Genomic DNA, 21,099 nt, shown 5'->3' with positions numbered 1-21,099 from the left:
TTTTTGGCTTTCGCCCACTCACTTGAGGGTTAGGATTCGCAGCAAGGTATTGGCCTCATCGGTCCAAAGATCCACGGTGGGATCCGTCCGGCGCGGCAGGGTGGTGACCTGCTCGATGGCTGGCAGTTTCAGGAACGCCTGATTCCGGGAGAGCAGCATCCAATCCGAACTGTAATAGTCGTTCCAATCCAATTCTTCGTTATCCTGCTGCCCGTCGTCGCGCACCAAGGCGACGCCAAACGCAAGATGCTCGGCGGCGCGGCGGACCACCGGAACAAGGTTCAGGTACTGGTTGGACACATGGACCGCCAGCACGCCGTCGGGTTTCAGATGGCGGCGATAAATTTCAAATGCCTCGCGGGTCAGCAAATGCACGGGGATGGCATCGCTGCTGAAGGCGTCGAGCACCAGCACATCGAATTGCTGGCCGGGTTCCCGTTCGAGCGAGAGCCGGGCATCGCCCAGGATGACTTCGATTTTCGCCGGTGAATCCGCCAGGTAAAAAAAGTGATTGCGGGCCAGCCGTTCCACCTCGGCATTGATTTCGTAGAAGCGAAAATAATCGCCGGGCCGACTCCAGGCCGCCATGCAACCGGCGCCCAACCCTACCACCCCCACGCGCCGGTTGGTGCGCGGGAAATGCTCCATCACCAGCCCGATGCCGCTGGACTTGACGTAATACGAAGTGGGCCACCGCCGTTTCTCGGGATCAAGATATTGCACGCCATGAATGGTGCTGCCATGCACCAGGGTGATTTCGCGCCATTCGGGTATGGTGACGTTATACTCGTGGATTTTCAGGACACCGTAAAAATTCCGGGTCACCACCAACGCCCCCTGCACGGTGCTGGCGGCATCCAGAAACAGACCGGCGCCAAATCCAACCAGCGCGAGGCCGATCATCACCCATGCCCAGACGGGCCGTCCACGATACAGCGGGCTTTGGTTATCCACGAACAGCGCGGCACTGACCAGCAGGGCGAGCGCCAGCAATCCGGCGGGCAACTCGAAATACCCATGGAAGATCAGGGGTGCCACAACGGCGACAAACAGTCCGCCCCCCGCGCCGCCGGCGGCGATCATCAGGTAATACCCGGTCAACTGTCGGGCGGGTGGCCGCCGCCGGTACACCTCGCCGTGGCATACCAGACAACCGACAAACAGCACCACCAGGTAAATCCCAATGATGGCGGGAAAGGAAAGCACATACGCCTGTTGATGCAACCAGAGCAGCGGGCGGAGCACTGGCCAGGTCGGCACGGTGGCGCTGGCACCATACGTCATCCACCACGCCGCCGCAAGGGCCAGCGCCAGCAAGGGCAGCCAGAGCGGCCGCCAATACCAGCACGGACGGTCAAAAGTAACGATGAAGGTCAGCAGATAGAGGCTGAGCGGCAGCACCCAGAGAAACGGGATGACTGCAATATCGCCGCAGAGTTTATTGGTGACTGCCAGCAGCATCACGGTGGCGCAAGCGGGAAGCGCGAACCACAGCCAACGCCCTTGAACCACGGGCTCGGCGGCGGGCTCCGTCGCCGTGCCCCCGGATGGCAGGACTGGGGATGACGACTCCGCGCGCCGCCAGACAGTCACCCCGCAACCCAACGCCAGTAATGCGAAACCAACCAAGCCGAGCGACCACCAGACCGCTTGGGATTGCCGTGGTAAATTGGGCTCCAAGAGCAACGGATAACCAATCAGGGCCAGCAACGAACCTACGTTGGAAAGCGCGTACAGCCGATAGGGTGAAACGCCGGGATGCGCCCGAGAAAACCAGGCCTGCATCAGCGGGCCGGTGGCGGAAAGCACCAAGTATGGCAACCCGAGACAGGCGGTAAGCAATAAAAGAATCCGCCAGGCAGGCGAAGAGCCATCCAGGGGTTTCCAAGCATCAGCGGGAGCGATTGGTAACAACAACAGCGCTACGCCCAGCAAGGTTAAGTGGACCACGACCTGACGGTGCGGCGACAACCGGCTGATGATCCAGTGAGCATACGCGTACCCACCCAGCAGCAACACTTGGAAGAATAGCAGGCAGGTGGTCCAGACCGCCGGACTGCCGCCAAACCATGGCAAAATGAATTTGGCCATGAGCGGCTGCACTAAAAACAGCAGAAATGCGCCGGAAAAAATCGTCAGGCCAAAGATAAACATGCCCCTTTATTATTGTTCGGGCGGGGCCTCGTCCGATCCGCGATACCGTTGGATCAGGAGCTTGCTGCGGGCGGCGGTGAATTCCATGATAAACTCATCATAGCTCTGGAAGCGTTCCGCCGGGTCTTTGGACATGGCACGAACAATGCCATCGGACGTGGCTTTGGTGACTTCAAACAACACCTGGTTGGGGGGTACCAGTGGCGTATTGACATGCGCCAGCACCACCTCATCCACCGTGGGTGCCTCGAACGGCACGTGTCCGGTCAACCCTTGGTACATGGTGGCGGCCAGGCTATACATGTCGGAGAGGAAGGTTTCGGCCTCGCGCTTGATTTTCTCGGGCGCGACATAATACGGCGTACCCATGATGGAATGTTCGTCGCCGAGCCCGTCGGCGGCGGAGCCCGCCAAACCAAAGTCCACCAGTTTGGGCTCGCCATCCACATTGAACAGGATGTTGCCGGGCTTGATATCCCGGTGCAGAAAGCCATGTTTGAGTGCCAAGTCCAGCGCGGAAGCGATCTTGACACCGATGTCCAGCACATGCAATTCCGGCAGGTGCGACTCGTGTTCGATGCGGTAATCCATGCTGGGGCGATCCGCCAACTCCATCACCAAGTACAACTGGTTGTCGTACTTCTCGAAGGTGTACACATGGATGATATTGGTATGGTTAAGGGCGGCAAGCGCGCGGGCTTCGCGAAAGAACGCGCGGGTGGATTGCTCGTCCTGCACCAAATCCTTCTTCATCATCTTCACCGCCACTTCACGCTCGAGCGTGGTGTCAAACGCCCGATACACCGTGCCCATGCCGCCGGTGCCGATGATGCTGCGCAATTCAAACTGCCGCAGCATCACCGGGACAATGATCGGATGGCCGCACTTGGTGCAGGGAATGGAGTGCAGTGGTGCCAGATCGCCGCGCACAAACACGCGACCGTTGCACCGTCCGCAAACGACCATTTTCAACTTGCCTGAATTTGATGATACCGTTGACATGCTTATTTATTCAACCTTCAGCTTTGCGCAGGGATGTTAGAAGGTCCAGACCTGCCGACAATAAAAAAATGAAGGAAAAAGTGGCACAAGGAGCTATACTACAAGTAGCTGTTGGATCAAAACCCATGGGCAGCATCAAACCGACGCCTTGTTTTAGTATCGAGTTAGAATCCCGAGTTGATACCGACAAAAAATTATTGACCGGGCAGCATGCCGCCCATGCTGCTCATCATCAGTTCCATGATGCTGTTGTATTTGGTAAAGCCGATGGGCGCGTCGAAGCGGTTGGCGGCGGGCTTGGCGGCATTCACGTTTTTAAAGGACATGGTGATGGCATTTCCCTGCTCCTCGGCATACTGAATTTTGACCGGGAATTTTTTTAAATCGGTGGCGTTCCAAACCGTGGCCTCCTGTTTTTTTCCCTCCTTGTCGGTAACCACCATTTTATTTTTGACGCACGGATGCCCGTCCACGGTGTCCTTGCCCAGTTCGGTGGTTTCGGTCTTGTAATCCTCGGGTTTGGCGGCGGCCTGGGATTTGCCGGATTCCATGGGCATCTCGACGTACGCCTTTTTGTCGGGATAAACCATGAGCGTGGTCTTTTTGCCCGGAAGTGTGATCAGCGATATTCTGCTCAAGCCCATGTTCTTCAGCATGGCGGCGGTCTCCGGCGTCACCTGCGCGGTTTTCATTTCAGCCATGTCCATTTCCCAGCGGGTCTTGCCCTGGTCAAAATCGAGTTTGCCGGGCATGCGGAGCGGCTCCGCTTTATCGGCCGCCTTGATTTCCATTTGCAGGCTGGCCGAAAAGGCGGTGTGCTCACCGAAGAATTGGGCCATGGTACCGTCAAACTTGGGGCCTTGCGGCGCGCCCATACCCGGATTGCCGCCACCCGCACCAAACTGGGCGTGCGCGGAGATTAGACTGAGACAGGCCATGCCGATCTGGGCGGTGAAGAGAATTTTTTTCATAGTTGTGCCGAAATATTCATCCGTAACTTGCTATGCTTGATATCAGATCGCATGTTCCCGGTCCAGCAGAATTTGCGGGTGCCGCTTGTGCCGGTGAAAAATATCAAAAAAAGTGAACGGACAATGCGATGATAAGATTCCGTTAATTTTTTTAGAACATTAGTTGACTTTATCTTGGATTGTGCATTTACTCTCCTCATGCAAATCGAAAGCTTGAAAATTTTTTGTGACCTGGCCGAAACCGAAAGCTTTACCAAAGCCGCCCAGGTGAGTGAAATTACGCAATCTGCGGTCAGCCAGCAGATTAGCACGCTGGAGCGGTTGTTTAACTCGCTCCTGATCGAACGCAGCAAGAAGCGCTTCCGCCTTACGCGCGAGGGCGAGGTGCTCTATGAATATGCCAAGCAGATCATCCAGACTTATGACGCCCTCTTCAGCAAGCTCCAGGAGATCAAGGACATTATTTCCGGCACCATCCGGGTGGCCACCATTTACAGTATTGGCCTGCACGATCTGCCGCCGTACCTGAAGAAGTTCCTGAAGGCGTATCCCACGGTGAACGTCCATGTGGAATACCGGCGTTCCAACCAGGTGTATGAGGACGTTATCAGCAACGTCGTGGATCTGGGTTTGGTGGCCTATGCCACCAAGGACAGCAAATTGGAGATCGTGCCGTTGCGCCGGGATAACCTGGTGCTGATCTGCCATCCGCATCATCCGCTGGCCCGCCATAAATCTTTGCGCCTAAAGGATTTATCCGGACAGAAATTCATTGCCTTTGAACCGGACATCCCGACGCGCCGCGCGGTGGATCGGATCATGCGCGAGCACGACGTGGATGTGAATGTCGTCATGGAGTTTGACAACATCGAGACCGTCAAGCGCGCGGTGGAGATTGACGCGGGTATTGCAATTGTTCCCCATGCCACCATTGTCCAGGAAGTCAGCAAGCAGACGCTCGCCGAGGCCCGCTTTGAGGATGGCGAATTCTTCCGGCCCCTCTCCGCCATCTATAAGAAGCACAAGGTGCTTTCGCCGGCGATGAAGCAGTTCATTGCCATGCTCAAGAGCACGGACTCCAAGTAAACAGAGCGACCTTCCGTGCCTGCGGACCTGTCAGGCTGGTTCTGGTACTGGGTACCCCCGTACCGCGCGTTGTCAGTTTGAAATGCCCGTTCGACCGCGACGAAAATGGAGGTCTCGGGATGGCGGCAATGAAGCGTGCATGAAGCCCAAAGGTAAAATTCTCGTGATTCGGGGTGGGGCGATCGGGGATTTCATCCTCACGCTGCCGGTGCTGTCGGCCTTGCGCAGAAAATATCCGGATGCGCATATTGAAGTGCTTGGCTATCCGCATATTGCGATGCTAGCCCAGGCTGGCGGCTTGGCCCAGGCGGTGCGTTCCATTGACTCACGGGGGCTGGCACGATTTTTTACCCGGGACGCCCAATTGGATCTGGACTTGGTCTGTTATTTCGCAGGCTTCGATTTAATCCTCTCCTATTTGTATGATCCGGCCGGGGTGTTTCGGGAGAACGTGGAGCGTTGCGGGCAGACGCGTTATATTCAGGGACCTCATCGGCCGGACGACACCGGCCATCAGCATGCCACGGAAGTGTTGTTAAAGCCGTTGGAACAACTGGCTGTGTTCAATGCCGACGCCGAACCGCATTTACGCATCAACCCGGAATGGGCGGCGCCATATCGAGGGCGTTGGTTGGCCTGTCATCCGGGGAGCGGCAGCGAAACCAAGAATTGGCCGGAAACCCAATGGGCCACCCTGTTACATCGGGTATTGGAGGAAACTGCGTGGAAAATTCTGCTGGTTGGGGGTGAAGCGGAAGGGCAGCGGTTGGAGCGACTGGCGGTATCGTGGCCGCCGGATCGCCTCTGTGTGGCGCGCCATTTGCCCCTGCCTCAATTGGCGGAGCGTTTAAGCGGCTGCACGGCGTTTGTGGGTCATGATTCCGGCATTTCGCATCTCGCGGCGGCAGTGGGGTTGTCTGGGCTGGTGCTCTGGGGGCATACCAATGAAACGGTCTGGCGTCCACGCAGCAAGCAGGTGCGGATACTGCGAGAACCAGCCGGGCTGGCACATCTGCAAGTCGGAACTGTCTTTGCGGCACTGCTACAGCTTGTCGAGCAACCGCGAACGTTTGCGGTCGCGTAGCTGGCTTTCTGTCGTTCAGCCTGCGGTCGGCCATTCCACCGGAAAACTGGCGAAACGCCGGTGATTTTTCAATCCACTGGAGGGCTGTTTTACGCTCAGGGTTTAGCTTTTTGGTGAAACCTGTCACAAGAAAGTAACAAATCAGACCTTGGTTTGTAACATTCGCCCCGCATTTTCTCCCTGGCACGAAACAAGACATAGAACAGTTTATGAAACAACATTGGACCAATAGCAAATTGACTTGGATGACCGTGGCGGCCACCGCCGTCTCTGCTGGCGCGCTCACGCCGGCAACGCACGCGCAATCCACGGATGCGTTGATTGACAAGTTGGTGGACAAAGGATACCTCACCGTGCGCGAGGCCAACCAACTGAAAGATGAGACGGATAAGAATTTCACCAAGTCGTACCAAGTGAAAAGCGGGATGCCGGAATGGGTTTCTTCGATGAAAATCAACGGTGACTTTCGCGGGCGTTATGAAGGCATCTGGCAGGATAAATCCAATCGGGATTTGCCGCTCACAGGACCCACCGTGCCGGTGACCACGGCCAATGCCACCGGTCCGTACGTCAAGGATGAACATCGCCTGCGTTATCGCCTGCGCTTGGGGTTCACGGCCATCATGAGCGACCAGTTTGAAGTGGGTATGCGCCTGGCCTCGGGCAATGGCGCCGGGGGGGATGCGGACCCGCTTTCCACCAACACCACCTTGGGGAATAACGGTTCCAAGAAGGCCGTGAACGTGGACTTGGCGTATGCGCGCTGGACTCCCTGGGATTGGGCGACTGCGGAAGTTGGCAAAATGAACAACCAGTTCTGGATGACCACCATGATTTTTGACCATGATTATACCCCGGAAGGCGCGCAGGAAAAGCTGACCTTCGATCTGGGTAAGAAGCACAGGGTGTCGTGGGCTAGCGGCCAATATGTGATCTCGGAAAACTACAATCCCACCGGTTACACCGCGGTCGGCTCGCCGCATAATAATGACGTTTATACGTATGTGAACCAGTTGGATTGGACCGCCAAATGGGATCCCAAGCTCCAGACCCGGCTGGCGGGTAGTTTCATCAACTGGTCGCACCAGCAGGAAAACGGGGTTGCCGCCAACAACAACAACGGCAACCAGTCGCTTAACACCTATACCCCGGCCAACCGCCAGTTTTATTATCCCTATTTCAACCAGGTGGTCGGCCGGCTGGAAGCCACCTACATGTTGGACAGTTTTGTTTTGTTTGACGGTCCGTTCCCGATCACTCCCATGGTCGAGTACGTCAAGAACCTGTCTGCGCCAGAAGACGGCGACGCCTATAATGTAGGCGTCACCATGGGTTCGGCGAAGAAGAAGGGTAACTGGCAAGTTTCCTATAATTTTGAGAACATTGAGCTGAATTCGGTTTGGAGCGGATGGAATGAATCGGATTTCGGCGTGCGCGGCAAAGGCGGCAGCAATGTGCGCGGCCACACCATCAAGGCCTCGTACAAGGTCGCCAATCCGCTCATGTTTAATGTCGCCTACTTCGTGACGCAGAATATAAAATCCACCGCGCTGGCCGACGCACCGAACGCCGGTACTCCGGCGTTGGGTATCAACTCGGGCAGCCAGATTGCGGGCCGCGAAAAACAGTATCGGCTGCAATGCGATCTGGTCTGGAGTTTCTGACCGTCCGCCTCACCTGGTGCATACTGGGAGAGAACCATGAAATTATTTACCAAAGCCATTGTGGCACTGACAGTCGCAATCGCGCTGACGGTGCCGCTTCAGGCTGGCACGATAACCGCCATCGGTTCGGATACGCTGGTCATTCTCGCCCAAAAATGGGCGGAGGCGTACATGGCGAAAAAACCGGGCGTAAAAATCCAGGTAACTGGGGGCGGGTCTGGGGCGGGGTTGGCCGCGCTGCAAAATCAGACGACCGATCTGGCCCACGCGTCGCGGGCAATCAAGTCCAAGGAAATCGAGGAGTGTCTGAAAGCCTTCGGTAAGCGTCCCATTGAATACAAGGTCGCCCTGGATGGGCTCTCGGTGTACGCGAACCCGGAGAATCCCCTCAAGGAACTCACGATCGAGCAGTTGAAAAAAATCTTCACAGGCAAAATCAGGAACTGGAAAGAGGTCGGCGGTAACGATGCCCCGATCACCGTGTATAGCCGGGAGAACAGTTCCGGCACCTACGAGTTCTTCAAAGAGCATGTGCTGGATGGCCAGGATTTTGCCGCCACGGCGCAGACCATGCCGGGGACCTCCGCCGTGGTGCAGGCGGTAGCCAAAGATCGGAATGGCATTGGGTACGGCGGCGCAGCCTACGGTCTGGACGCCAGAACCTTCAAAATCAAGAACGACGCGAAAAGCCCAGGCATCGAGCCCACAGAAGAGAACGTCATGAAGCAAGTATATCCGATTTGGCGTTACCTGTATATCTATGTGAACCCCGCGCTCGACAAAGGCGATGTCGCCGCCTATTTGAACTGGATTCGCAGCGATGAGGGGCAGAAACTGGTCAAAGATATCGGCTATTTTCCGTTGCCAGCCAATCTACGCGAAAAATAATAGTCTGGCTAACCATCGGCACCACCTCGAATTGACAACCATGCGGGCAAAAGTTTACAGCGACCAATTACAGACTGCACGCCCCACCTTTTAAATCCGCCCGCATGCCACTCAAATACGCAACCAGTAATCGTTCCGTCGGCTGGATGGGGCTGCACCGGAGTTACCGTGCCCGTCCGGGGGAATGGCTGGCCGAGCGTTTCATCTTTCTGGTGTCGCTTTCCGCCATCGTGATGATTTTCCTGATTTTCCTGTTCGTCGCCCGTGAAGCCTTGCCGGTGGCATTGGGCAGAATGAACAGCGCGGCCATCCAAGTCGCGCGACCAGTGAGCGATTTGGAAAAAATGTCGCCTGCGGAGGTGCAAGCGTACCTTGGACTCACTGCGGCCCAGTACGTCAGGATGGACAAGGAAACGCTGAAGGACCTGATGTCCATCCGGGTCGAGGATCGCAAGGAGGCGCCCAAGGACAAAGATGCGGCAGTCAATACCGTCTCCTGGCGTTACCTGTTATTGCCGTACCAATGGACTGGTTATGAACAACCGGTGTACATCTGGCAACCGGTATCCGGCATCCGTAAATACAACCTTATCCCACTGTTCATTGGCAGTTTGAAGGCCACACTGGTTGCCCTGCTTTTTTCTGTTCCATTGGCGCTGGGCGCGGCAATTTATGTTTCCCAATTAGCCCCGCCCCGGGTGAAGGAATGGCTGAAGCCGGCCATCGAACTACTGGCGGGCATTCCCTCGGTCGTGCTGGGTTTCTTTGCGCTGATTGTCCTGGCCTCGTTCATGCAAGCCATTCTCGGCAGCCAATCACGCCTGAATGCGGTGGTCGCCGGCATCGCGCTTGGGCTCGCGATTATTCCCGTGGTCTTTTCCATCGCCGAGGATGCGCTGACCAGCGTGCCGCGCAGCTACACTCAGGCGGCACTGGCGCTGGGATCCAGCAAATGGCAGGCGGCCTCGCAGATTGTGCTGCCTGCCGCAATACCCGGCGTATTTGCCGCTGTGGTGCTGGGCTTTGGCCGGGCCATTGGGGAAACCATGGTTGTCCTCATGGCCAGCGGCAATGCCAGCATTGTTTCCTGGAGCCTGCTGGATTCCACCCGCACGATGACCGCGACGATTGCCGCCGAACTTGCCGAAACCGTCTTCGGCCAGCATCACTACCGGATGCTGTTCCTCATCGGGTCGCTGCTGTTTATCATCACCTTTGTCTCGAACCTCGTGGCGGATGTCATCATTCACCGCCTAAAGCGAAGACTGGAGGGCAAGGCATGAATTCACACCCCGCCAATGGACGCCCATTCACCGCCGCCCGGTTTGATTTCGCCTCCATCCTGTTCACCGGGGTGACCGGCTTGGCCACGGGCCTCATCCTGGCCATCCTGGTGGTGATTCTCGGTAATATCCTCTACCATGGCTGGGAGGGTTTATCCTGGCGCTTCGTCACCGCCGGCACGGAAAAGGATATGTTCGATGTGAACAAAGCGGGGGTGCTGCCCATGATTGTTGGCACGTCCGCCCGCGTCATATTGATGACGATCTTCGTGATGCCCATTGGCGTCATCACGGCGGTGTATTTGACCGAATACGCGTCGGCCATGTCCATGTATACCCGGATCATCCGTGCCGCGATCAACAATCTGGCGGGCGTGCCTTCGATCGTTTTCGGCCTGTTCGGCCTGGGTTTTTTCATCAGCTTCATCGGCGGCGGCCTGGATAAAATCTTTGCGAATGGCACCCCGGAACCGCATTGGGGGAAACCGGCCCTGCTGTGGGCCTCGATGACCCTGGCGGTCATGACTCTGCCGGTGGTGATTGTGGCCACGGAGGAGTCACTCAAAGCCATTCCACCCGGCCTGCGCGAAGCCAGCCTCGCGCTCGGGGCCACCAAATTGGAAACCATCATCAAAATCGTCCTGCCCCAAGCCTTGCCGGGCATTTTGACCGGCGGTATTTTGGCGATCAGCCGCGCAGCGGGGGAAGTCGCGCCCATCCTCTTCACCGGCGCGGCCTACTACATGGCCAGCCTGCCCAAATCTCTGTCGGATCAATTCATGGATTTGGGCTATCATGTGTTCATTCTATCCACCCAATCGCCCAACATCGAAAAGACCCGTCCCATCCTGTACGCCACCGTGCTGGTGCTGCTGCTGCTCACATTCACCTTGAACGTCGTCGCCATCCTGGTGCGCGCGAAGGTGCGCCGCCAAATGCGACTCGTCCAATAACAATATGGCTGACAACTCGCTATCCAATCTCACCATCGAATCCCGGCTCCCGGTGGCCACGCCCGAACCAAATCATCCACCGTTGATTGAGGTTTCCGGCCTGTCGCTCCATTACGGCGCCACGCTGGCGTTGCAGGATGTTTCGATGCCGGTTCCAGAGCGGCTGGTCACCGCGCTCATTGGCCCGTCCGGCTGCGGTAAATCCACCTTTATTCGTTGCTTAAACCGCATGAACGACCTGATTGACGGCGTGCGCATCACCGGCCAGATCAAGATCGGCGGACATGACATTTATGGCCCCGATGTGGATGTGATCGAATTGCGCAAACGGGTGGGAATGGTGTTTCAGCGCTCGAACCCTTTCCCAAAATCCATCTACGAGAACATTGCCTACGCCCTCCGCCTGCACGGCACGCGTGATAGGGCCACAATTGACGCCATCGTGGAGGAAAGCCTGTGCGCGGCGGCGCTGTGGGATGAAGTCAAGGACCGGCTGCACACGAGCGCCATGGGCCTCTCCGGTGGCCAGCAACAGCGCCTCTGCATCGCGCGCGCCATTGCCATCAAACCCGAGATTATCCTGATGGACGAGCCGGCGTCCGCCTTGGACCCCATCGCCACGGCCAAGATTGAAGACCTGATCCTCGACCTCAAACAGCAGTTCACCATCGTCATTGTCACTCACAACATGCAGCAGGCAGCCCGTATCTCCGATTACACCGCGTTTTTCTACTTGGGGGTGCTGGTGGAATACGATGTCACCCAGAAAATCTTCACCAACCCGGCGAAAAAACAGACCGAAGATTATGTCACCGGACGATTCGGCTGAGGCGCGCGTCTGCGATCTGGATTTTATCCCCCAACCCATGATTACACATTACGAACAAGAACTGACGGAACTCCGCCAAAAGTTGCTCACCATGGCCGGCCACGCCGAGCAGGCAGTCACCCGTGCCGTGCGTTCTCTCACCGAACGCGACAGCGACCTCGCGGGCCAGGTGCAGCGGGACGACGATGTGCTGGACCAATTCGAGATCGAAATGGATGACCACGCGATTCGCCTGCTGGCCAAGGCGCCTCTGGCCTCCGATCTGCGGTTCGTCGCCATGACGATGAAAATTTCCCATGAACTGGAACGGGTGGGCGACGGCGCGGTTACCATCGCCCGGCGCGCGGTGGAATTGAATCAGTCGGCCCCATTGAAAGCGTACGTGGATATTCCCCGCATGAGCGACATTGGACTCGGCATGTTGCGTGACGCTTTGGAGGCCTTCATCAACCATGGTTCGGCGCAGGCGATGGCCATCATTCCGCGCGACAAAGAAGTGGATGAACTCAACCGGCAGTTGCATCGCGAACTGGCCGGGTTCATGGTGGAACGCCCCGCCATGATCAGTCTTTGTTTGCACCTCATGACCGTCTCCAAGACGCTGGAACGCATCGCGGATCATGCCAAAAACATCGCCGAAGACGTGGTGTACCTCTACGAGGGGCGGGATGTCCGCCATCCCGGCCAGGGGATAAAGCAGGGAATTTTAGGTTAGCGTCAGCATGGCTGCACACAGTTTGCGTTAATGTTACCGAATCGTCATAGAGCTGACATTTTTGCTGGCTATTTTGCTCATCCTAAATGAAACGACGCGTATTAGTGGCGGATGATGAATCGGATATGGTGGAACTGCTGGCCTTTGTGTGCAATAACGAAGGCTGGGAGGTGGTGAAGGCTTATGATGGCGAAGCCGCCATCCAGGCGGCATTGACCCACGAGCCCGACCTGATCCTGCTGGATTTGGTAATGCCAAAACTGGATGGCATTGCCGTCTGCGAGTTCCTGCGGCGTCATCACACGACTGCGCATATCCCCATTCTCATGCTCACGGGCTGCCATTCAAACGAGGCGCACACGCTGGGAACGGGGTTGGGCGCGTCTGAATATATCACCAAACCATTTAGTCCGCGGCAGGTGGCGCAACGCGCGCGCCAATTGATTGCCGAGACCACGCCCGTCCTGCCACCAGAATTGCGGGTAAACCGGTTGGTGATGGATGTCGGGTTGGAAATGGTCCACCTGAACGGTAGTCTGATTACGTTGTCCCATGGCGAATTTCGCGCCCTGGCCATTGCCACGGAAACCTTGTTGCGCAAAGCCGGTTCCGGACAGGTTCCGTTGGAATCAAACGAAAAAGAAGCGGCCAGAAAACAAACAAAGGGTGCCCCTGCTTCGCCTACTGATAAGTCCGTAACTTAACCTGCAACCCGCATTCTTTGTTTGCGATTTTTGAGCCTTTTCGCGGCTAATGATGTTTTCTATCCCACCGGCTTGGCGGTAAGTGTGATTTGAAGCCGGAGTCTCCATAGTGAAATTGGCGCGTTGACTTATTTCCTCGGCCCTTTGCCATCCTCATGCTTGAGCGACGCCGGGGGGCCGGCCACCTGCTTGGGGGCGTCGGGAATGAACGTGAAGGCCACCGCTCCGAGAATGCAGCAAAACGCCAGCAGATGGTTCCAGCGGATGCGCTCGCCCAAGTATAGGATGGCGAATCCGCAAAACACGCACAACGTGATGACTTCCTGCATGATCTTTAGCTCGGTGGCGCTGAAATTACTGTTGCCAAACCGGTTGGCAGGCACCATCAGGCAGTATTCAAAAAACGCAATGCCCCAGCTCACGATGATGGCGATCCATAACGGCGAACTTTTGTATTTCAAATGCCCGTACCAGGCAAAGGTCATGAACACGTTTGAAGCCAGGAGCAAAACCACCGGGGTCCAACGAAGTTTGACGAACGTTTCCATAGGTATCAGGGGAATCAGGCATCATCGCTAACACCGCCCGCTTGGAATCAAGCGAGTCGGACGGGGATATTTTTGGCGGCCATGAAGCGTTTGACATCGCCCACCGTGTATTCGCCAAAATGGAAAATGCTGGCCGCCAGCACCGCATCCGCCCGGCCTGCCAGCAGCACTTCCGCCATGTGTTCCAGGCTGCCAGCGCCGCCGCTGGCCACCACCGGCACGCTCACCGTCTCGCTGATCCGCCGCGTGATCACCAGGTCAAAGCCCTTTTTCGTGCCGTCCGCGTCAATGCTGTTCAGCACGATTTCTCCCGCCCCCAGCGCGACGGCTTTTTTCGCCCATTCCACCGCATCGAGTCCGGTGGTCTTGCGTCCGCCATGCGTGAACACCTCCCAGCGATCCGGGGCGACTTTTTTGGCGTCAATCGAGACCACGATGCATTGGCTGCCGAACTTCTCGGCGCCGGCACGAATCAAGTCCGGCGTCGTAATGGCGGACGTGTTGATGCTGACCTTGTCCGCGCCGGACAGCAGCATGACGTGCATATCCTCCACCGTGCGGATGCCGCCGCCGACGGTCAACGGCATAAAGCACTGATCCGCCGCCCGCTGGATGACCTCAATCATGCTGGCCCGCCCGTGCGCGCTGGCGGTGATGTCGAAGAACACCATTTCATCCGCTCCCTGCTCATTATAGCGGACGGCGAGTTCCACCGGATCGCCCACATTGCGCAATTCACCCTTCTCGGCGCGTCCAAACTGGACGCCCCGGGTGACTTTGCCATCATGCACATCAAGGCAAGGAATAACACGTTTAGCCAACATAAAAAATGCCGGGAAGTGGCTTGCCACAACCCGACGATTGCCTAGCAACAAAGAAACGATACAATACCGCCGGGAAAAGACAAGCCGCACTTCTTATCAAAATTTCCTTTTGGGTGCTTTCCGGTGCTCTCCGTGTACAGTTTTTTATCCATCAACAACATGCCGAAGGTGCCGCGTCTAGCATTGGCTTGGGCGACAATTTCGGTAACGTTGGTGATAATGGACTGAGCTTTTCTGTCAATCCGGCACGACCATTTTGAACTTGGGAATCCGGACCAGAACCTTGTGCCCGTGAGCGTCCAAGCCAATGTAGCTGCCTTCTGCGACGGCATGGTTTTTGTCCAGCACATGTCGGCTGTTATAGCTGAAGACATCGCCCGGGGCGATCGTGGGAAACTTGCCCACCACGCCATCTCCTTCCAACGCCAGGATTTCATTGCGATCATTCACAACCACCCATTTGCGCCCCTTGATGGTGATAGGTTGGTCGGTGTCATTATGGATGGTGATGAAATACACAAAACTGTGCGGGCGGTCCGCTGGGGCCGGCAAGCTTCGGTCATAGATCACCCGGTCCACCGATACCCATAAGCCGGGGGGCTCTAAAAAGTCACCTGAACTGTTCATGCTGGTTCAAGATGCCATAGGTTTCCTGCTTTGCACCTGATTCCGCTGTAAAAACAAAACACCCGCCGTCCATTCCTGAACGGCGGGTGTGCTGGTCAAAACGAGATTTACTTTTGCTGCTTATCAGCGGCGGCCAGTGGCAACACCGGTGATTGCATACCAGCCGTGGCGCAGGCGAAATAAACCACCGCACCGACTATGAAGGCGGCTACCGGGGCAGCCGGGACATCATACACTTTGATGATGGGCAACAAGCCGACCACAAAACCAGCCGCCCAAGCGATCCAACCCGCCGGGTTAAAGCCCGCGCGCGGGCCAGTCCAGCGTTTGCCGTTGATCAAATAATCCACCATCATCGCGCCGCAGATCGGGCCGAAGGACGCGCCGATGATCTGGAAAACGATGATCGCTTTGCCGGCCAGGGCGGTCACCGCCAGCACGATGCTGACCGCCGCGCCGATACCCACCGAGATGAAGGGATTCACCTTGGGCAGCGTGGTCTTGAAACAATTGGCGGCAATGAAGGAGGAGAAGCAAGCCGGCGGGAAGGCGGCAATCGCCAGGGCAAACTTCAACCACTTGGACATATCGTCGCCCAACACCACCGGAATCATGCTAAATGCGTTCAATCCCGCTTTGGCCGTAACGGCCTTGGCGGCCAGGGCTGCATTCCCATAGACACCCGCGACAATCAACATCGCCGCACCTGCGGTGAGCAGAATGGCCAGCGCGATACCGACGATACCGCCCATTTGGACATCCTTGCTATCGCGGCTGTTGGTGCCGAAATCCACGCCAGCGGCACCTGCTGTGGCGAAGAAGCCCACCACGGCGGTTAATACCAACGCCAGCACACCAAAGTGACTCAACGCTGCGCTCTTGGCACCCACGGCGGTGGCGGCAGCGTCAACTGGAGCGAGCATCGCCGGATTGAAGCTGCCAACACTGCCAATGGTCTTGGCGAGGAGCATGGCCAGGATGGCTAGCGGAATCAGCGGCAGGAAGGTGGCGACCTTGGCCACGTACTGAATACCCTTCAAGCCCACGAAGGCGGCTAGGATACCCCAGACCACCATGAGAATTTCAGCTTTGACGGGGATGACATCGGCCAAAGCGAGCGCCGAAAAATAGATATTCACGCCCAGCCAGCCAAATTGCAGCAGGCCCATCAGGAAGCCCGGCATGATAAAACCACCGGAAGCACCGAAGGTGGAGGTGCCCACGATGTACAACGGTAAACCGGTTTTCTGTCCCAATAGGCCGGGAATAAGATAAAATAGGAAATGACAGACCAAGGCGGCGATTACGAGGCTGATCAGCGCCCAGCCAATTCCTTGGGATAGGGTGCCAGCCCCGGGGCCTTCTGCGGCCCCCTGCCAGAACACGAACCAGAGGAAGATGCCCGCGTAGGTCGGGGCGGTGTTTTTAAACCAAGGTGCGCGGTTCGCCACAGGGTTGGGCGTCGCGTTGACGATGTATGATGGCAATTGCGATTGTGTACTCGGATTGTTCATGGGCATTCTTATGGCGATTTTCCCCGGACTGGACAAGCAAAATTTTCAGGAAAAATTGTACCCCTCCAATCGGCTGCCACTTTTTGGACCACGGCGGCCTACGGGGCGGGGGAACGGACTCCCTAGCCGCATTGGCGCCAACCTAAGGAGCGCGGGCCTCCGGCCCGCGTGGTTTTGACTGCTTTAGCCGCACGCACTGCGGAGCGAATCACCGGAGCTGCTCTCGCACCCCCCAGCGGACCGGAGGTCCGCGCTCCTTAGCTTGCTCAGGTTCAGTGGTTCGAGCCAAATGAAACGCCGCTTAGGTTGACACGAAAGCCCGAGACGGGGAGCCGGTCTGTTGGTGCAGGCCGGGAGCACGGGCAAATGGCTCGACAATCCTGAGGTGTTCGCGCTACCTTGGCTCTACCGGCATGGCTGCACCGCTTAAAATTTTGGTGGCCAGCGATATTCATTTCGCTGGTCCGCAAGAACGCCAACGGACGGGGTATGAATCCGCCGTTATAAAAAATTGGCTGATCAAAACCGCCGCCCGGTTGCAACGGCGTTTCATCTGGCTCTCCAATCCGCTGCTGCATCACGGTATGTTGCAGCGGTTAGTGGACGCCGCCGGTCAGCCGGATTTCGCCATTGTGAACGGGGATTACTCCTGTGACAGCGCGTTCATCGGCGTGGCGGATGACGCGGTGCGTGAGAGTACTCGGATGTGCCTCGACACGTTGCGGGCGCGCTTTGCGCCGAATTTTGCGGCCACGATTGGCGATCATGAGTTGGGGAAGTTCAGCCTGTTCGGTGGCTGCGGCGGATTGCGCCTGGAGAGTTACCGGCGCGCGGTGACAGAACTGGGGCTACAACCGTTTTGGCGCGTCGAACGCGGCCGTTTTGTGTTGCTGGGGGTGACCTCGACGCTGGTCGGGTTGCCCGTTCTGGAAAGTGAGGCGCTGGCGTCCGAGCGCGCGGAATGGTGGCGGCTTCGGAAGGAACACCTTGCAGAGATCGTGGCAGCGTTTGCGGCGCTGAAGCCTGAACAGCGGGTGCTGCTATTCTGCCATGACCCTTCCGCGCTGCCATTTTTGATGGAGTTGGACGCCGTGCGCACCAAAATGTCCCGCGTAGCACACACCCTCATCGGCCATCTGCATACCAATCAAGTGTTGAAGCTCAGCCGTTTGCTCGGTGGAATGCCGCCCATCCGCTTTCTGGGCAATACTGCCCGCCGGATGAGCACCGCCCTGGCTGAGGCGCGGAAATGGAAGCCGTTTAACGTCGTCCTCTGCCCCTCACTGACCGGCATCGAACTGCTGAAAGACGGCGGTTTTTTGACGCTGGAGTTTTCCCCGGATAACGCGGATCCCGTGGCGATCAAGTTCCATCCGCTCCCTTGGTAGATGGAACTGGCCGCACGCAAATGACCTGTGGTATGGCATGCACGGTGGGATGGAATCCAGGCGTTTCACCCGGGTGCTGATTTAGAATTGTTTGTTACCATTATTCCACTCAATTAACTCCACTCAATTAACTTGACTTTGAAGCTGAATTTGCAGCATCAATGATGACGCGTGGTTAGTCGTTGGCACGACCCCGGCGATGCCCATGCAGATGCGATTCCAGGGTCGGCGTGGCAAGCACATATGAAATTAATCGAACAAAAACGGGCTTTGAGCGCGGCGGTGGCGGCCGCGCGGGCGGCGGGTAAATTGATGCGTCAAAACCTGCGCGCCCCCAAGAAAATCAACGAAATCATGCAGCACGACATCAAGCTGGAATTGGATGTGCGCTGCCAGGCTTTGATTGAGCGCCGGCTGCGAACGGCTTTTCCCAAAATCGCCTTGCTGGGTGAGGAGGGGGTTGCCGGTGACCCCGCCGCCGCGCAACGCTGGGTAGTGGACCCGATTGACGGCACGGTTAATTTTGCCTATGGCATTCCCCATGCGTGCGTCTCCATTGCCCTTCAGGAAAGAGTTTCCGGGAGTTCGGCGTCGCGCGAAAGCAAGCAGTACGACGGGTTTGAATCCCAAGTGGCCGTAATCTACGAGCCGTTCACCGATGAACTGTGGACGGCCATCCGGGGGCAATCAGCCTGGTTGAACGGTCGCCGTATCCACGTCAGTGACCGCGCTGATTTGCGCGAGGCCATTCTCACGCTGGGGTTTTCCAAAAGTAAAAAAGTGCTCCGGGAAATGTTGCCGCAAATTGAGCGGCTGGTGAATCGGGTGCGGAAAATCCGCATTATGGGTGCCGCAGCATTGTGCCTCACCTACGTGGCCTCGGGCCGCATGGACGTGTATTATGAACGCAATATCCGGCTATGGGATATCGCGGCCGGGGCCTTGATTATTGAATGTGCCGGCGGGGAATTTTTGTGCCAGGCGGGACGGCCAGACCATTTTTATGATATCGTTGCCAGCAACGGCATACTGGGCAAGAAGGCGTTGCGGGTGATTAACCAGAAGGGATAGAGGGCAGGGGCCAATCAAACAACACCGTACCAGCCGGGTTGAATTATCCGCCAAAAGTGCCGCAGAAACAAGCGTAGTCGCCGTTTATGGGCAAAATTATTTTTATCACTGGAACGGATACCGGGGCGGGGAAAACCGTGCTGACGGCATTGCTGCTGGGGTATTTACGTGGGCGAGGCAGGGCAGCGCTGGCGGTGAAGCCATTTTGTTCAGGGGACCGCGCGGATGTGGCCCTGTTGCAACAATTCCAGCCCGGCACGCTTACGGAAGATGAGGTAAATCCTTGGTTTTTTCGGCAGCCGGTTGCGCCGTTGGTGGCGTTGCGAAAAGCGGGCAAAGACGTGCGGTTACAGGCGGTTTTAGCGCATATCCACGCGGTGGCGAAAGGTTGTGAATGCCTATTGGTGGAAGGATCAGGTGGTTTGATGGTCCCACTGGGAGAAGGATACACGGTTTTGGATTTAATCAACCGTTTGCAATGCCCAGTGTTGCTTGCCGCCCAAAATCGCTTGGGCTGTATCAATCATATATGCTTGAGCCTAAGTGTATTGAAAAGCGTGGCTGGCGCTGACGGCGCAGTGGTGCTGATGGGAACGAAGATTCCCGACGTTTCGACCCGCACGAATAGGCAATTGATTGCGGAAAAATCGGGTAAATTTCCCGTTTTCACGCTGCCATACCTAGGGGATGCGAATAGTGATAAAGAAAAAGTGGTGAAGGGGACGAAAAGATGTTGCAAAACATTGAGCCTACTCTGCGCCAAAAGCCTTGATTTACGGGCTTAATAGGCGTTTTTTCGACTCATTGAGCGAAAATGTGAATACTCAGCTCAAGATTGAATGATTGGAGCACGCAGATATGTGTGTGTTTTAGTGGTAGGGCGATTGAAGTGGATGAGATGGAGAGAAAAAATCACATTTTCAAAGTCCCAGAAGGGCTGTCCCAAAACTTTTTTTAACTTTTTTTTCAGGTTAAATCCGGGTCAAATCCGGGTCACAGAATTTGAAATAATTCCCAATAAAACAGGGTTAGAATGCAAGTTCAGGTGGTGGAAAACGTGGGGCCCAAAAAGCGCGGTGTTAAAAATATTTTTAAAAAACGCTTGCGCTGTTTTGAGAAGGGGAGTAAATATGTCCTCGTTCGTTTGATACAGAACGAAGTGACTGCCAAAACAACGGCGAAAAAAAAGTGAAAATAGTCGTTGACAGTCACCGCGATAGTGAGTAAATTGATCGCGTCATAGATTTGGCACTGAGCTGCCGGTAGTAGTAGAAAAGATCGGCTCTCAGAAATTTTTGTCCCTAAAATGGGAACAATTTTGGTCGCAAGACCGGATGCTCTTTGAAAATTGAATTGTGCGATAAGTTTTAAGCCCTATATATTGGCTATCAAGTACTTCGGTATAAGATAGCTGAGTTTTAAAATGCAAGTTGGATCCGCAAGGAAACAACAAATATCAAACTAACGTTTTTGAACGGAGAGTTTGATTCTGGCTCAGAACGAACGCTGGCGGCGTGGATAAGACATGCAAGTCGAGCGCTGACTTGAGGGTAGCAATATTTTCAAGTCGGAGCGGCGCAAGGGTGCGTAACACGTGGGAATCTGCCTTGAAGTGTGGGATAACTCGTCGAAAGACGAGCTAATACCGCATGTGATCGTGAGATCAAAGTTGGGGATCGAAAGACCTGACGCTTCAAGATGAGCCCGCGGCCTATCAGCTAGTTGGTGAGGTAAAAGCTCACCAAGGCTAAGACGGGTAGCTGGTCTGAGAGGACGACCAGCCACACTGGAACT

Annotated in this window: 20 protein-coding genes and 1 rRNA gene; 14 read left to right on the top strand and 7 right to left on the bottom strand. The window is 56.2% G+C overall.

The genetic code is table 11. The features are described from left to right. Positions 1–18 precede the first annotated feature (18 nt). From WCO56_17265 to WCO56_17255, 3 genes are all read right to left on the bottom strand, one after another. Positions 19–2,154: a fused MFS/spermidine synthase gene (locus tag WCO56_17265; GenBank protein MEI7731328.1), complete on the bottom strand. Its 2,136-nt coding sequence runs from the start codon at positions 2,152–2,154 to the stop codon at positions 19–21. 9 nt (positions 2,155–2,163) lie between these two features. After that, positions 2,164–3,156, bottom strand: coding sequence for a serine/threonine-protein kinase (locus tag WCO56_17260; protein MEI7731327.1), 993 nt, complete (start codon positions 3,154–3,156; stop codon positions 2,164–2,166). Positions 3,157–3,350: 194 nt separating this feature from the next. Continuing rightward, the gene (locus WCO56_17255) at positions 3,351–4,127 is read right to left on the bottom strand and encodes a DUF4412 domain-containing protein (protein MEI7731326.1); all 777 of its coding nucleotides are present in this window, start codon (positions 4,125–4,127) and stop codon (positions 3,351–3,353) included. Positions 4,128–4,340: 213 nt separating this feature from the next. Between WCO56_17255 and WCO56_17250 the strand changes: the two genes are divergently transcribed. The 9 genes from WCO56_17250 to WCO56_17210 all read left to right on the top strand — a co-directional run bounded on the left by WCO56_17250 (position 4,341) and on the right by WCO56_17210 (position 13,333). Continuing rightward, positions 4,341–5,213, top strand: a complete 873-nt coding sequence (locus WCO56_17250) for a LysR family transcriptional regulator (GenBank protein MEI7731325.1) — start codon at positions 4,341–4,343, stop codon at positions 5,211–5,213. A 139-nt stretch (positions 5,214–5,352) separates the two neighbouring features. Then, positions 5,353–6,297: a glycosyltransferase family 9 protein gene (locus tag WCO56_17245; GenBank protein ID MEI7731324.1), complete on the top strand. Its 945-nt coding sequence runs from the start codon at positions 5,353–5,355 to the stop codon at positions 6,295–6,297. Between the two features lie 209 nt (positions 6,298–6,506). Next, positions 6,507–7,961, top strand: coding sequence for a putative porin (locus WCO56_17240; GenBank protein MEI7731323.1), 1,455 nt, complete (start codon positions 6,507–6,509; stop codon positions 7,959–7,961). A gap of 36 nt (positions 7,962–7,997) precedes the next feature. Beyond that, a complete protein-coding gene (locus WCO56_17235; GenBank protein MEI7731322.1) occupies positions 7,998–8,849 on the top strand; it encodes a phosphate ABC transporter substrate-binding protein in 852 nt (283 codons plus the stop codon). 104 nt (positions 8,850–8,953) lie between these two features. Then, positions 8,954–10,132 (top strand): phosphate ABC transporter permease subunit PstC, encoded by a 1,179-nt coding sequence (gene pstC / locus WCO56_17230; GenBank protein ID MEI7731321.1) that lies wholly within the window; start codon positions 8,954–8,956, stop codon positions 10,130–10,132. Beyond that, the gene (gene pstA, locus WCO56_17225) at positions 10,129–11,085 is read left to right on the top strand and encodes a phosphate ABC transporter permease PstA (GenBank protein MEI7731320.1); all 957 of its coding nucleotides are present in this window, start codon (positions 10,129–10,131) and stop codon (positions 11,083–11,085) included. Before pstC ends, pstA begins: the two co-directional genes overlap by 4 nt. Positions 11,086–11,089: 4 nt before the next feature. Continuing rightward, the gene (gene pstB / locus WCO56_17220; GenBank protein ID MEI7731319.1) at positions 11,090–11,914 is read left to right on the top strand and encodes a phosphate ABC transporter ATP-binding protein PstB; all 825 of its coding nucleotides are present in this window, start codon (positions 11,090–11,092) and stop codon (positions 11,912–11,914) included. Beyond that, positions 11,892–12,629 carry a phosphate signaling complex protein PhoU gene (gene phoU, locus WCO56_17215; protein MEI7731318.1) on the top strand — a complete coding sequence of 246 codons (738 nt, stop codon included), beginning with the start codon at positions 11,892–11,894 and terminating at the stop codon, positions 12,627–12,629. Before pstB ends, phoU begins: the two co-directional genes overlap by 23 nt. A gap of 86 nt (positions 12,630–12,715) precedes the next feature. Further along, positions 12,716–13,333: a response regulator transcription factor gene (locus WCO56_17210; protein ID MEI7731317.1), complete on the top strand. Its 618-nt coding sequence runs from the start codon at positions 12,716–12,718 to the stop codon at positions 13,331–13,333. A gap of 128 nt (positions 13,334–13,461) precedes the next feature. Here the strand turns inward: WCO56_17210 and WCO56_17205 are convergent, their stop codons facing one another. From WCO56_17205 to WCO56_17190, 4 genes are all read right to left on the bottom strand, one after another. Next, positions 13,462–13,881 carry a DMT family protein gene (locus tag WCO56_17205; GenBank protein MEI7731316.1) on the bottom strand — a complete coding sequence of 140 codons (420 nt, stop codon included), beginning with the start codon at positions 13,879–13,881 and terminating at the stop codon, positions 13,462–13,464. A 47-nt stretch (positions 13,882–13,928) separates the two neighbouring features. Then, the gene (hisF, locus tag WCO56_17200; protein MEI7731315.1) at positions 13,929–14,705 is read right to left on the bottom strand and encodes an imidazole glycerol phosphate synthase subunit HisF; all 777 of its coding nucleotides are present in this window, start codon (positions 14,703–14,705) and stop codon (positions 13,929–13,931) included. A gap of 237 nt (positions 14,706–14,942) precedes the next feature. Next, positions 14,943–15,332: an ApaG domain gene (locus WCO56_17195; GenBank protein MEI7731314.1), complete on the bottom strand. Its 390-nt coding sequence runs from the start codon at positions 15,330–15,332 to the stop codon at positions 14,943–14,945. A gap of 107 nt (positions 15,333–15,439) precedes the next feature. Beyond that, positions 15,440–16,846, bottom strand: coding sequence for a cytosine permease (locus tag WCO56_17190; GenBank protein MEI7731313.1), 1,407 nt, complete (start codon positions 16,844–16,846; stop codon positions 15,440–15,442). Positions 16,847–17,259: 413 nt separating this feature from the next. Here WCO56_17190 and WCO56_17185 point away from each other — a divergent pair, with 413 nt between their 5' ends. The 5 genes from WCO56_17185 to WCO56_17165 form a co-directional block, all read left to right on the top strand. Next, the gene (locus tag WCO56_17185; protein MEI7731312.1) at positions 17,260–18,234 is read left to right on the top strand and encodes a metallophosphoesterase; all 975 of its coding nucleotides are present in this window, start codon (positions 17,260–17,262) and stop codon (positions 18,232–18,234) included. Positions 18,235–18,477: 243 nt separating this feature from the next. After that, a complete protein-coding gene (locus WCO56_17180; GenBank protein ID MEI7731311.1) occupies positions 18,478–19,305 on the top strand; it encodes an inositol monophosphatase family protein in 828 nt (275 codons plus the stop codon). An 86-nt stretch (positions 19,306–19,391) separates the two neighbouring features. Continuing rightward, on the top strand, positions 19,392–20,090 hold the full coding sequence (gene bioD, locus WCO56_17175; protein ID MEI7731310.1) for a dethiobiotin synthase: 699 nt from the start codon (positions 19,392–19,394) through the stop codon (positions 20,088–20,090). Between the two features lie 248 nt (positions 20,091–20,338). Continuing rightward, a complete protein-coding gene (locus tag WCO56_17170; GenBank protein ID MEI7731309.1) occupies positions 20,339–20,497 on the top strand; it encodes a hypothetical protein in 159 nt (52 codons plus the stop codon). Between the two features lie 279 nt (positions 20,498–20,776). Next, positions 20,777–21,099: ribosomal RNA gene (locus WCO56_17165) — 16S ribosomal RNA — on the top strand; the annotation flags it as partial.

The organism is Verrucomicrobiota bacterium (genome assembly GCA_037139415.1).
GTDB lineage: Bacteria > Verrucomicrobiota > Verrucomicrobiia > Limisphaerales > Fontisphaeraceae > JBAXGN01.
Note: the sequence above shows the minus strand (reverse complement) of the source record. Positions and strands in the feature narration are given on the sequence as shown.